This window comes from Cytobacillus gottheilii, from assembly GCF_900166665.1.
In the GTDB taxonomy this organism is placed as follows: Bacteria; Bacillota; Bacilli; order Bacillales; family Cytobacillaceae; genus Cytobacillus; species Cytobacillus gottheilii_A.
The window spans coordinates 1,458,845-1,471,866 of record NZ_LT800494.1; the positions used below are offsets into that span (position 1 = coordinate 1,458,845).

12 protein-coding genes are annotated in these 13,022 nt (G+C 41.3%); 11 read left to right on the top strand and 1 reads right to left on the bottom strand.

All coding sequences use genetic code 11. The features are described from left to right. Positions 1-44 precede the first annotated feature (44 nt). The 8 genes from hrcA (at position 45) to deoC (ending at position 9,682) form a co-directional block, all read left to right on the top strand. Positions 45-1,085: a heat-inducible transcriptional repressor HrcA gene (gene hrcA, locus B7E07_RS07095; protein WP_080844953.1), complete on the top strand. Its 1,041-nt coding sequence runs from the start codon at positions 45-47 to the stop codon at positions 1,083-1,085. Positions 1,086-1,406: 321 nt separating this feature from the next. Then, positions 1,407-1,982, top strand: coding sequence for a nucleotide exchange factor GrpE (gene grpE / locus B7E07_RS07100; RefSeq protein WP_080844956.1), 576 nt, complete (start codon positions 1,407-1,409; stop codon positions 1,980-1,982). A gap of 26 nt (positions 1,983-2,008) precedes the next feature. After that, positions 2,009-3,841, top strand: a complete 1,833-nt coding sequence (gene dnaK / locus B7E07_RS07105; RefSeq protein WP_080844957.1) for a molecular chaperone DnaK — start codon at positions 2,009-2,011, stop codon at positions 3,839-3,841. Between the two features lie 207 nt (positions 3,842-4,048). Then, positions 4,049-5,173, top strand: a complete 1,125-nt coding sequence (gene dnaJ, locus B7E07_RS07110; protein WP_080844959.1) for a molecular chaperone DnaJ — start codon at positions 4,049-4,051, stop codon at positions 5,171-5,173. A 21-nt stretch (positions 5,174-5,194) separates the two neighbouring features. Then, a complete protein-coding gene (prmA, locus tag B7E07_RS07115; protein WP_080844960.1) occupies positions 5,195-6,133 on the top strand; it encodes a 50S ribosomal protein L11 methyltransferase in 939 nt (312 codons plus the stop codon). Positions 6,134-6,500: 367 nt separating this feature from the next. After that, entirely contained in the window at positions 6,501-7,250 is a 750-nt protein-coding gene (locus B7E07_RS07120) for a 16S rRNA (uracil(1498)-N(3))-methyltransferase (RefSeq protein ID WP_080844962.1), read from the top strand. Between the two features lie 5 nt (positions 7,251-7,255). Beyond that, on the top strand, positions 7,256-8,599 hold the full coding sequence (gene mtaB / locus B7E07_RS07125; protein ID WP_080844963.1) for a tRNA (N(6)-L-threonylcarbamoyladenosine(37)-C(2))-methylthiotransferase MtaB: 1,344 nt from the start codon (positions 7,256-7,258) through the stop codon (positions 8,597-8,599). 414 nt (positions 8,600-9,013) lie between these two features. After that, positions 9,014-9,682, top strand: a complete 669-nt coding sequence (gene deoC / locus B7E07_RS07130) for a deoxyribose-phosphate aldolase (protein WP_080844965.1) — start codon at positions 9,014-9,016, stop codon at positions 9,680-9,682. Between the two features lie 41 nt (positions 9,683-9,723). Here deoC and B7E07_RS07135 read toward each other — a convergent pair whose 3' ends face one another. Continuing rightward, a complete protein-coding gene (locus B7E07_RS07135; protein WP_080844967.1) occupies positions 9,724-10,653 on the bottom strand; it encodes a Na/Pi symporter in 930 nt (309 codons plus the stop codon). A 207-nt stretch (positions 10,654-10,860) separates the two neighbouring features. On the opposite strand from B7E07_RS07135, the gene rpsU reads away from it, so the two are divergent. The 3 genes from rpsU to B7E07_RS07150 all read left to right on the top strand — a co-directional run bounded on the left by rpsU (position 10,861) and on the right by B7E07_RS07150 (position 12,998). After that, complete coding sequence (gene rpsU, locus B7E07_RS07140) at positions 10,861-11,034, top strand: 30S ribosomal protein S21 (protein ID WP_066201342.1); 174 nt, start codon at positions 10,861-10,863, stop codon at positions 11,032-11,034. 15 nt (positions 11,035-11,049) lie between these two features. After that, entirely contained in the window at positions 11,050-11,493 is a 444-nt protein-coding gene (locus B7E07_RS07145; protein WP_080844969.1) for a GatB/YqeY domain-containing protein, read from the top strand. Positions 11,494-11,666: 173 nt separating this feature from the next. Further along, positions 11,667-12,998, top strand: coding sequence for an NfeD family protein (locus B7E07_RS07150; RefSeq protein WP_080844972.1), 1,332 nt, complete (start codon positions 11,667-11,669; stop codon positions 12,996-12,998). The last annotated feature ends 24 nt before the right edge of the window (positions 12,999-13,022 follow it).

The window sequence follows — 13,022 nt, forward strand, 5'->3', positions numbered from 1 at the left end:
GAATTAGCACTCGGTGATTAAGAGTGCTAACAGAGGTGATAACTGTGTTAACAGATCGTCAATTGTTAATTTTTCAAGTGATTGTTGATGATTTTATTCAATCTGCACAGCCTGTCGGATCAAGAAGCTTGTCGAAAAAGGATGAGATTTCATTTAGCTCCGCAACAATCAGAAATGAAATGGCTGATTTGGAAGAGCTAGGTTTTATTGAAAAAACACACACCTCTTCGGGAAGAATTCCTTCCGAAAAAGGCTACAGATACTATGTGGATCATTTACTTTCACCACAGCGGCTAGGCAAGGATGATGTTTTTAGAGTGAAGTCTATATTTGCAGATCGTATCTATGAACTCGAAAAAATCGTACAAAAATCTGCGAAAATCCTGTCTGAGATGACAAACTATACATCCATTGTTTTAGGGCCGGATTTAGGTGAAAATAAACTGAAGAAGATCCAAATTGTCCCACTAAATGAACAGACAGCAATTGCGATAATTGTGACTGATACTGGGCATGTGGAAAACAGGATGTTTCAGCTTCCTGAAAACATTGATGCCGGTGAGCTTGAAAAGCTTGTCAACATCCTGAATGCACGCCTTTCCGGAGTGCCAATGGATCAGCTTCATAATAAAATTTATAAAGAGGTTGCGGTGCTGCTTCGCCAGCATATCAGTCACTATGATTATATGCTGCATTCCATCGCTGAAACCATTAAAGCGCCAGCAGGAGAAAAACTATTCTTCGGCGGAAAAATGAATATGCTCAGTCAGCCGGAATTTCACGATATTGATAAAGTACGCAATCTGATGAATATGATCGAACAGGAAAAAGGTTTCTATGATCTTATCCGTCATCATCATTCTGGGATTCAGGTGAAAATCGGCAGAGAAAATAATAATGAAGCGATTGACAATTGCAGTCTCATCACTGCCAGCTATTCTGTTGGAAAAGAAAGACTCGGCACAATCGCCATCCTAGGGCCTACCCGAATGGAATACTCCCGAGTCATCAGCCTGCTTCACTATTTCAGCAGAGACCTCTCCGCTGTTCTCACAAATTTGTATCAAAATGAAAACCGCGGGTAATATTGATAGAGGGACAATGCATTGAGCGCTCTTTCATAAGAAGTAAGCGAAGCGTGATTTGAACTTAGCTTTAAGATAATAATTGGCTTTAACAATACTTGTTGATTGAAACGGAAGAGTGCGAGACTCCTGCGGGACGAGTGGGGAGCTGAGACCCCACAGGAGCGAATGCGACGAGGAGGCTCAGCACCCGCCCCGCGGAAAGCGAGTACTCTGGAGTGGAAATCAGTTTATACTTGAGTTAAACGTAGCAGAAACCGCAAAACAGTCTTTTACTCAAAAGATATTTCCGTAAAAATCCATTTTAAGGAGGTGAAAAAGTTGGCAGAAGAGAAAGACACTTTACAAGAAGAGCAAAACAAGCAGCCATTTAATGGCGAAGAGCCGACTGAAGAAATTTTTGGTGAGGCAGAAGAAGCTGTTGAGGCATCAGAAACAAACGATGCCGATGCAAAAATTTCTGAGTTGGAACAAAAGCTTGAGGAAGCTGAAAATCGCTACTTGCGTCTGCAGGCTGATTTTGATAATTCCCGCCGCAGATCTAAATTGGATCGTGAGGCGGCTGATAAATATAGATCACAAAGCTTAATTACCGATCTGCTGCCTGCCATTGATAACTTCGAAAGAGCCTTACAAATGGAAGCTGATTCTGAACAGGCTAAATCAATACAGCAAGGGATGGAAATGGTTTACCGCAGCTTGATCGATGCGCTGAAAAAAGAAGGCGCTGAGCAAATTGAGTCTGTTGGTAAAGAATTTGATCCGCATATCCACCAAGCCGTTATGCAGGTGGAAGATGAAAATTTTGCTACCAATACGGTAGTTGAAGAATTCCAAAAAGGATATATGCTGAAAGATCGCGTAATCCGACCAGCAATGGTAAAAGTAAATCAGTAATACATAATTTAGGGAGGTAATTTAACATGAGCAAAATTATTGGGATTGACTTAGGTACTACAAACTCATGTGTGGCAGTATTAGAAGGCGGCGAAGCTAAAGTAATTCCGAATCCGGAAGGTAATCGCACAACTCCATCAGTTGTAGCTTTCAAAAACGGAGAGCGTCAAGTAGGGGAAGTTGCAAAACGCCAATCCATTACAAACCCTAACACAATTCTTTCTGTAAAACGTCATATGGGTACTGATTATAAAGTAGAAGCTGAAGGTAAGGACTACTCTCCGCAGGAAATTTCTGCTATTATTCTTCAATACTTAAAGTCATATGCAGAAGAATATCTTGGTGAAAAAGTAGAGAAAGCAGTTATTACTGTTCCTGCATACTTCAATGATGCAGAGCGTCAAGCAACAAAAGATGCTGGGAAAATTGCTGGCTTAGAAGTTGAGCGTATCATCAACGAGCCAACAGCTGCTGCTCTTGCTTACGGAATGGATAAAGTTGATGAAGATCAAACGATTCTTGTATACGACCTTGGCGGCGGTACATTCGACGTTTCTATCCTTGAACTTGGCGACGGTGTATTCGAAGTTAAATCAACTGCCGGCGACAACCGTCTTGGCGGAGATGACTTTGACCAAGTAATCATTGACTATTTGGTAGAGCAATTCAGAAAAGAAAACGGAATTGATCTATCTAAAGACAAAATGGCGCTTCAGCGTTTAAAAGATGCTGCTGAAAAGGCGAAAAAGGATCTTTCTGGTGTAACATCTACACAAATTTCCCTGCCGTTTATTACAGCTGGCGAAGCTGGTCCGCTTCACCTTGAAGTAACTTTATCACGAGCAAAGTTTGAAGAGCTTTCTTCTGACCTTGTTGAGCGTACAATGGCACCAACTCGCCAAGCATTAAGAGATGCTGGTCTATCTCCTTCTGAAATTGATAAAGTTATTCTTGTTGGTGGTTCTACTCGTATTCCTGCTGTACAAGATGCAATTAAAAAAGAAGTTGGCAAAGAGCCTCATAAAGGCGTAAACCCTGACGAAGTTGTTGCAATGGGTGCGGCAATTCAAGGCGGAGTGATCACTGGTGATGTGAAGGATGTAGTATTGCTTGACGTAACTCCATTATCACTTGGTATTGAAACAATGGGCGGTGTATTCACGAAACTAATCGATCGTAATACAACAATTCCAACGTCTAAATCACAAGTATTCTCTACTGCTGCTGATAATCAGTCAGCTGTTGATATTCACGTGCTTCAAGGTGAGCGTCAAATGGCGGCAGATAATAAGACACTAGGACGCTTCCAGTTAGGCGATATTCCTCCAGCACCACGCGGCGTACCGCAAATTGAAGTATCGTTTGATATTGATAAAAACGGAATCGTTAATGTTCGTGCGAAGGATCTTGGCACAAATAAAGAACAAGCAATCACAATCAAGTCTTCTACAGGACTTTCTGATGATGAGATCGATAGAATGGTCAAAGAAGCAGAAGAAAATGCTGAAGCAGACAAGAAGCGCAAAGAAGAAGTAGAGCTTCGCAATGAGGCAGATCAGCTTGTCTTTACAACTGAAAAAACGTTAAAAGATCTTGAAGGCAAAGTAGACGAAGCAGAAGCTGCAAAAGCAACTGAAGCGAAGGATGCTCTAAAAGAAGCGATCGAGAAAAATGATCTTGAAGAAATTCGTGCGAAGAAAGATGCGCTTCAAGAAATCGTTCAAGCTCTTACAATGAAGCTGTATGAGCAAGCACAACAGCAGGCTCAGGGCGCACAAGGTGCTGATGATTCAGCTGCTGGCGGCAAAGATGACGATGTTGTTGACGCTGAGTATGAAGAAGTTAAGGATGACAAGTAATCGTCTAAACGATTATGAAGTTGTTTGCTGATTCGTATAAAGAATAAAGTAGACGACTAAGACCATTCATTCTATTTCCCGGGTGCAGCTTAGCATATATATAAGCTGCATCTGGAATTACCATAGTCAAAGTCAGGTCTTTCTTGGCTTTGGCTTTTATTTTTGATACAATACAATTTATGTGAATAGAATCGGGGAGTGGTAATCATGAGTAAAAGGGATTACTATGAAGTCCTTGGCGTCAGCAAGAGTGCGTCCAAGGATGAATTAAAAAAAGCTTATCGCAAGCTGTCCAAGCAATATCATCCAGATATCAATAAAGAACCTGGTGCAGATGAAAAGTTTAAAGAAGTAAAAGAAGCCTATGAAGTATTAAGTGATGACCAGAAAAAAGCGCATTATGATCAATTCGGCCATACAGATCCAAATCAAGGCTTTGGCGGAGGCGGCGGTTTTGAGGGCTTTGGCGGCTTTGAAGATATTTTCAGCACCTTTTTTGGCGGCGGCGGAGCCCGCAGAAGAGATCCGAATGCACCTAGACAAGGTGCAGACCTGCAATATACGATGACCATTTCATTTGAGGACGCCGTGTCCGGCAAGGATACGACGATTGAGATTCCCAGAGAAGAGACTTGTGATACATGTGATGGATCAGGTGCTAAGCCAGGCACAAAAGTAGATACGTGCAGTCATTGTCACGGAACTGGTCAGCTTAATGTTGAACAAAATACGGCCTTTGGCAGAATCGTCAATAGAAGAGTTTGTCACCACTGCTCAGGTACAGGGAAAAAGATTAAGCAAAAATGTTCAACATGCGGCGGAGACGGTACAGTAAACAAACGCAGCAAGCTTAATGTGAAAATTCCACAGGGAGTTGATAATGGTCAGCAGATCCGGGTTCCAAATCAAGGTGAACCTGGTGTGAACGGAGGACCTCCTGGGGATCTTTATGTTGTTTTTGCCGTCCGTTCTCATGAATTCTTTAAGAGAGAGGGAGACGATATTCATCTAGAGGTGCCAATCACCTTCGTACAGGCAGCACTTGGAGATGAAATCGAAGTTCCTACGCTTAGTGGAAAAGTAAAGCTTAAGGTGCCTGCAGGAACTGAAACAGGTACAAAATTCCGCTTAAAAGGTAAAGGAGTTCAAAATGTACGCGGATATGGCACTGGAGATCAGCGCATTACGGTGAAAATACAGACTCCTAAAAAGCTGACTGAAAAGCAAAAGCAGCTATTAACTGAATTTGCAGAAGTAAGCGGCAATGTACCTCAAGGAGAACAGGAAGAAAGTTTTTTTGATAAAGTGAAACGTACCTTAAAGGGTGAATAATGGAAATGGAGTTGGTAAACGTTGAAATGGTCAGAAATTAGCATTCATACAACGAATGAAGCGGTAGAGGCGATTTCGAATATTTTGCATGAAGCAGGTGCAAGCGGGGTTGTCATTGAAGACCCGTTTGAATTAATTAAAGAAAGACAAGACCAATTCGGTGAAATTTACCAGCTCGATCCCCAAGATTATCCTGATGAAGGTGTTATTGTTAAAGCTTACCTGCCTGTGAACAGCTTCCTGGGCGAAACGGTAGATGAAATTAAAGAAGCGATTAATAATTTAATCCTTTTCAATATTGATATTGGACTTAATAAAGTAAGCATTAGTGAAGTAAACGAAGAAGAATGGGCAACAGCGTGGAAGAAATATTACCATCCTGTTAAAATATCAGAGAGATTTACGATTGTTCCTACATGGGAGGAGTACACTCCTGTAAGCAGCGATGAACTAATCATAGAGCTTGATCCAGGAATGGCTTTTGGTACGGGAACCCATCCTACAACGGTAATGTGTATTCAAGCTCTTGAACGCACGGTCAAACATGGTGATTATGTTGTTGATGTTGGAACAGGCTCTGGTGTATTAAGTATTGCAGCAGCCATGCTTGATGCTAAGAAAGTAACAGCACTTGATCTCGATGAAGTTGCTGTTCAATCTGCCAAAATAAATGTAAAGCTAAATAAGGTTCATGAGAAGATTGATGTCTTTCAAAACAACCTGCTTGACGGTGTTGAAGGACAAGCGGATGTTGTTGTCGCGAATATTTTAGCAGAGGTCATCATGCGCTTCACAAGTGATGTTGCTTCAGCCGTAAAACAAGATGGCTACTTTATTGCTTCAGGCATTATCCAGCAAAAGAAACAGGACGTTAAAGATAAGATCAGCGAAGCTGGCTTTGACATTATCGAAGTGATGCAGATGGAAGACTGGGTTGCCATTATTGCCAAAAGAAAATAATAGCTGTCATAGGGGTTGCCTGGTAAACAGCTGCCCCTATCCTTGTGTAGATCAGTTATTAGTGTGTATTTCTTTCATATTGACATTATGACTACAGGAATTGCATTTTCCAATTCTTATTAGAATTTTCTCTAACGAGTTTTTTGTCAATAATAATATGCTAGTTGATTGGAACGGAAGGGTGCGAGACTCCTGTGTGAGGATTGGGAAGGTGAGACCCCACAGGTTGCGATAGCGCCGAGGAGGATATCAACACCCACCTCGCGGAAAGCGAGTACCCTGAAGTGAAAATCCAACTTCTTCTGTTTTTAACAGTAACAAAGTTTGTGTACCATCTATATTTTTTATATGACAAAGAGGGATACGGATGCAACGCTATTTCGTGAAAGAATCTGCACAAAACGAATATTTTACCATTACAGGCGATGACAAGCGCCATATCAGCAAAGTCATGCGAATGGCACCAGGGAATTCGATTATTTGCGTTGACCCAACAGGGAACAGTGCAGAATGTGAAATTGCAGAAATTACCGATGAAAAAATAACGGCAAAAATAGTAAAATGGATAGAAGCATCTCCGGAACTGCCTGTACAAGTTACAATAGTGAGCGGATTGCCTAAAGGGGATAAGCTTGAGCTCGTCATCCAGAAGGGAACAGAACTAGGTGCAAATAAATTTATCCCTTTTATTTCAGCTCGTTCAATTGTAAAGTGGGATGCTAAAAAAGCAGACAAAAAGCTTGATAGATGGAACAAAATCAGCAAAGAAGCTGCAGAGCAGTCTCATCGAACTATTTTGCCTGAGGTTACTGCTCCAGTTCAATTAAAAGAGCTGATCAAATTAGCAGAATCGTACGATCAAAAGTTAATTGCATTTGAGGAAAGTGCGAAAAAAGGAGAAGCCTCGATGCTTTCCCAAACATTGCAGCAGCTTAAAAGAGGACAATCACTGCTAATCGTGTTTGGCTCAGAGGGCGGACTGACAGAACAAGAGGTTACAGCTCTTCAAGAACAAGGATTTATTACTTGCGGTCTCGGACCTAGAATATTACGAACCGAAACGGCCCCGTTATATGTATTAGCGGCCGTTTCCTATCATTTTGAATTAATGGGGTGAATAGAATGCCTTCAGTTGCTTTTCATACACTTGGCTGTAAAGTCAACCATTATGAAACAGAAGCCATTTGGCAATTATTTAAAGAAGCCGGCTATGACCGGGTAGATTATGAACATATTTCCGATGTTTACGTTATTAATACATGTACGGTAACAAATACTGGCGATAAAAAAAGCCGTCAGGTGATCCGCAGAGCGATCCGCAGAAACCCGGATGCTGTCATCTGTGTAACAGGCTGTTATGCACAAACATCTCCAGCTGAAATCATGGCGATTCCTGGTGTTGATATTGTCGTAGGAACTCAGGACCGCGTTAAAATGCTGGAGTACATTGAACAATATAAACAAGAACGCCAGCCTATTAACGGCGTCGGCAACATTATGAAAAGCCGTGTATACGAAGAGCTTGATGTGCCTGCTTTTACCGATCGCACAAGAGCCTCTCTTAAAATCCAGGAAGGCTGCAACAACTTCTGTACGTTTTGCATCATTCCTTGGGCACGCGGTCTTATGAGATCAAGAGATCCGGAAGAAGTCATCCGCCAGGCACAGCAGCTTGTCGATGCAGGCTATAAAGAAATTGTCTTAACGGGCATTCACACAGGTGGATATGGCGAGGATATGAAAGACTATAACCTTGCAATGCTTTTAAGAGACCTGGAAGCAAAAGTCCGCGGCTTAAAGAGACTGCGTATTTCTTCCATTGAAGCGAGCCAAATCACGGATGAAGTGATCGAAGTGATCGATCAGTCGAACGTCATCGTCAGACATCTCCATATCCCGATTCAATCAGGCTCTAATACAGTCTTAAAGAGAATGCGTCGTAAATACACAATGGAATTTTTCGCAGAAAGATTAGATCGTTTGAAAGAAGTGCTTCCTGGACTCGCGGTCACATCTGATGTTATCGTCGGCTTCCCTGGTGAAACAGAAGAAGAATTCATGGAGACATATAACTTCGTGAAAGATCATCAATTCTCCGAGCTTCATGTATTCCCATATTCAAAGAGAACAGGCACGCCTGCTGCTCGTATGGATGACCAGATTGATGAGGATATTAAAAATGAACGTGTACACCGCTTGATTGCCTTATCGGATCAGCTTGCGAAAGAATATGCTAGCGAATTTGAAGACGAAGTACTTGAAGTGATTCCTGAAGAAAAATTCAAAGAAAACGAAGGCAGTAATCTTTATGTTGGCTATACTGACAACTACCTAAAAGTGGTTCTGCCAGCAACCGAAGATATGATCGGCCAAATCGTTAAAGTGAAAATTACAAAATCAGGCTATCCATACAACGAAGGACAATTTGTCCGCGTACTTGATGAAGTGGAAGAAGCTGCTGTTTAAAGAACTGCCCTTTGGGGCGGTTTTTTTTTTTTGGGGCAGTAAAATATATGTATTTTAGCGTTTGGCGGATAAATAGCTGACTTCGGCGGATAAATGAAAATAACGGCGGATATTTCTCTGGGAAGGGCGATATTTGCTTTTACTTAAAGAGGACAACAAAAGGACCTATTAGCACATTTTTGAGTCTCATTTCGTACAGATCATAATGGAAACCACCATCCCTCGCAGGAAAACGAGTAATCAGTGTCCGATTTGGTCTCCTTAAACGAATAAAAAATCATGCCAGGTATCAGTATGGGCAATAATATGGTTGGAACCGATTGCAATTTTTCAAAAATACACTGTAATTTTTCAATGGACAATGGTATTATGTTAGAGGTACGTACAACTAGTTGCCGGAAGGAGCAATACTTAATGACAAATGTAGCAAAAATGATTGATCATACATTATTAAAAGCTGACTCAACGAAAGAACAAATCGAAAGAATCTGTGCGGAGGCAAAAGAATATAATTTTGCATCTGTATGTGTGAACCCAGCCTGGGTGAAGCTTTCAAGCGATCTTCTAGGCGGAACAGAGGTAAAGGTCTGCACTGTTATTGGTTTCCCGCTCGGGGCTTCTACGTCTGAAACAAAAGCGTTTGAAACGAAAAACGCAATTGAAAATGGGGCAACAGAAGTCGATATGGTTATTAATATCGGCGCACTAAAAGGCGGAGATTACGGGCTTGTTGAAAAGGATATTAAGGTGGTTGTTGATGCTGCAAAAGGAAAAGCATTAACAAAAGTTATTATTGAAACATCTCTTTTAACAGAAGACGAAAAAGTTAAGGCTTGTGAGCTTTCTGTTAAAGCAGGAGCTGATTTTGTTAAAACATCCACTGGTTTCTCAACAGGAGGAGCAACGATTGAGGACATCGCACTAATGAGAAAAACAGTCGGTCCAGACATCGGTGTTAAAGCTTCTGGTGGTGTACGCAGTGCAGAAGACGCTCAAAACATGATTGATGCAGGTGCAACGAGAATTGGTGCTAGTTCAGGAGCAGCAATTGTACAAGGTTTAACTAGCGATTCAGATTACTAATATGCAGCAGAGCCGTCCGTGTGGGCGGCTCTGTTTGTTTTCTAGGATGTTCTTCGGCCATGCAGTTTTTCTATAAATGAAGCAAACTGAGTGGAAAACGGTAATACAAGCAAGGAAGTAAGTACATTAAAGAGTACGCTAATGTGGGCCAGCTGTGTATCAAGCGAAGAGGAAAGTTCCGAACCAGTATTCGCTAATAGAGAGATAAACGGGTAAAACAGAGCGACACCTGCGCAGTTTAACCAAATGTGGGCATATGCCGTAAGTTTTGCAGCTTTACCAGCTCCTATGGAAGCCAGGTATGCGTCAGCGCATGTCCCAATGTTGGAACCAAGCATAATGGCAATCCCGGTATCTAGGTCCATTAATCCTGCTGACATAAACCCCATTATGATGCCAGTTGTGGCTGTGCTCGATTGAATAACGGCTGTTATGATGATTCCAGCAAGAACACTATATAAATGATAATCATCTAATGCTAGAAGGATATGATTTACATATACGTTCTCTTTCAAAGAAAAGGCAAGATCCTCGAAGCCGCGCATTGCTGCAAAAACAGCGGAAATCCCTAAAAACGCAAAACCGCTGCTTCGGATTGCATTTTGCGGAAATATTGCTGCAGCTGCCCCTATCAGCGCAAACGGAATGAGAAGTGATTCAATTTCAAAAGTGATGAGTTCAGTGGTGAAGGTTGTTCCAATGTTTGTGCCTAAAATAATGCCAATGGATTGGGGAAACGTCAGCATTCTAGCTGAAACAAGTCCAATCGTTATAATCATTAGAGCAGAACTGCTTTGCAATACTGCTGTTAAAATAATGGCTGTCAGCATTCCTTTCCACGGAGAACCCGTAAAAAATGCCAACCATTTATTCACTGATTTTCCAGAAAGATTAAATAAACCTGTTCTGAGAATAAACATTCCAAAAATAAATAAACCGATAAAGAAAAAAAATAAAAGAATCTGAAGCATACGATCCCTCCTACCATACATCATATGGACAGGTATAGAGTGACATGCCACACACATGAACTATTTATGATGGAAATATAAAAAACAAACGGAAGCTAGTGCTAATTTCAGTTGACCTTACTACGGTGTTATATTATAATTGCAAGGTACATGGAATAAACCATGTTGATGATGTAAGTGTGTTGTGCTCGGAGGGAGGGAAAGAGAATGTCTAAAACCGTCGTTCGTAAAAACGAATCGCTTGAAGATGCTCTTCGTCGCTTCAAACGTTCAGTTTCTAAAACTGGTACTTTGCAAGAAGCAAGAAAGCGCGAATTCTACGAAAAACCTAGTATCAAACGTAAGAAAAAGTCTGAGGCTGCAAGAAAGCGCAAGTTTTAAGAGAGGGTGAATGAAATGAGTCTTCTCGAGCGTTTAAATGAGGATATGAAACAAGCGATGAGGAATAAAGAAAAAGATAAGCTAACCGTTATCCGGATGATCAAAGCTTCCATTCAAAATGAAGCAATCAAGCTTGGCAGAGACCTATCCGGTGATGAGGAGCTTACTGTCCTCTCTCGCGAAGTGAAACAACGCAAGGATTCCCTCCATGAATTTGAAAAAGCAGGTCGTGAAGATCTTGTTGACAAAATTCGTACTGAACTTCAGTATGTAGAATTATATATGCCTAAACAGCTCACTGAAGAAGAACTCTCTGACATCGTTAAAGAAACGATCGAAGAAACAGGTGCTGCTTCTAAAGCCGATATGGGCAAAGTGATGGCCGCTATAATGCCAAAGGTTAAAGGCAAAGCAGACGGTTCAATCATTAATAAACTTGTACAACAACACCTTTCATAAAACGAGTTCGAAAGACCGGAAGCTTAGTGCTTCCGGTCTTTTTGGCTGTTTTCTAAATGTATGTATAAATCGATAAGCTTTTTTATATTCTTTTAATTTTATTTGAAACCTTTTTGTATCCTAATCCGTATTACAACCAAGGATAAGATTATGAAGGGAAAGGAGGGAGGATTATGAGAGCAATCTTTAAGCATATTACTGTTTTTTCGTTCCTTTTTGCTTTAATTCTGATGCTTATTCCTGCTAATGGGACAAATGCTAATAATGAAATCGTATACACAGTTCCTGTGGAAGAAACGGTTGAAAAAGGTCTGTATGCTTTTTTAAGCAGAGCCGTTCAAACCGCTGAGGAAGAAGGCGCCGAGGCAATTATCTTTGATATTAATACACCAGGCGGAGCTGTTGATGCTGCCGGAGAAATCGGCAAGCTGCTGACGAGTACTGATATCAATACCGTATCCTTTGTTAACAAGCAGGCCTTATCAGCTGGAGCGTATATTGCTTTAAATACCGATGAAATTTATATGGTTCCGGGTTCGACAATGGGATCAGCTGCAATTATTGATCAATCCGGCAATACAGCTGGCAAAAAGGCTGAGTCTTATTGGTTTTCTGCCATGGAAAGTGCTGCACAGCAGTCAGATCGAGACCCAATTGTTGCAAGAGCGATGGCAGACGAATCTATTGAGATACCTGAACTGGGTCTTGGCAATGATGAGCTTTTGACCTTAACACCTCAACAAGCATTAGAAGTTGACTATTCTGAAGCTACCGTTGCGGATATGGATGAATTGATCCAGCAGCTTGGCTTTGAAAACGCTGAGATAAGAAGCATAGAAGAAAGTTTTTCAGAGAAACTGGCTCGATTTTTAACAAACCCAGTCATCATTCCTATTTTACTTTCAATCGGAAGCATTGGGCTTGTTGTTGAATTGTATTCACCAGGATTTGGAGTTCCGGGTTTTATGGGCTTGTCCGCCTTATTGATGTTCTTCTACGGACACCTTGTTGCCGGCCTTGCCGGATATGAAACCTTAATCCTCTTTGTAATTGGGATTGGTCTGTTAATCGCAGAGTTTTTCCTCCCGGGCGGCGTTGCCGGACTGCTTGGAGCAGGAGCTATTTTAGCTAGTCTGTTTATGGCATCTGGAAACGTGGTTCATATGGGAATATCTATTTTAATTGCCATTTCGGCTGCAATTTTGGTTTCTATTTTAATGGTAAAGGTGTTTGGTAAAAAGATGAAATTTTTCAGAAAAATCATTTTAACGGATTCCACCAACACGGAAAAAGGCTATATTTCAAATGCTAGCCGCACCGAATTAGTCGGAATGGAAGGATATACATTGACTGCATTGCGCCCAGCAGGTACTGTTGTAATGGGCAATGAAAGAATTGATGTCGTCAGTGAAGGCGGATTTATTCAAAAAGATGCAAAAGTTCGTGTCGTTAAGGCTGAGGGCTCCCGCATCGTTGTTAGAGAAGTAACTAATTTAGATAAATAGGAGGAACTTACATGTTTGAACTAG

Coding starts and splice junctions, on each gene's coding strand:
- dnaK (WP_080844957.1), top strand. CDS start 2,009: ATGAGCAAAATTATTGGGATTGACTTAGGTACTACAAACTCATGTGTG.
- dnaJ (WP_080844959.1), top strand. CDS start 4,049: ATGAGTAAAAGGGATTACTATGAAGTCCTTGGCGTCAGCAAGAGTGCG.
- B7E07_RS07120 (WP_080844962.1), top strand. CDS start 6,501: ATGCAACGCTATTTCGTGAAAGAATCTGCACAAAACGAATATTTTACC.
- mtaB (WP_080844963.1), top strand. CDS start 7,256: ATGCCTTCAGTTGCTTTTCATACACTTGGCTGTAAAGTCAACCATTAT.
- deoC (WP_080844965.1), top strand. CDS start 9,014: ATGACAAATGTAGCAAAAATGATTGATCATACATTATTAAAAGCTGAC.
- B7E07_RS07135 (WP_080844967.1), bottom strand. CDS start 10,653: ATGCTTCAGATTCTTTTATTTTTTTTCTTTATCGGTTTATTTATTTTT.
- rpsU (WP_066201342.1), top strand. CDS start 10,861: ATGTCTAAAACCGTCGTTCGTAAAAACGAATCGCTTGAAGATGCTCTT.
- B7E07_RS07145 (WP_080844969.1), top strand. CDS start 11,050: ATGAGTCTTCTCGAGCGTTTAAATGAGGATATGAAACAAGCGATGAGG.
- B7E07_RS07150 (WP_080844972.1), top strand. CDS start 11,667: ATGAGAGCAATCTTTAAGCATATTACTGTTTTTTCGTTCCTTTTTGCT.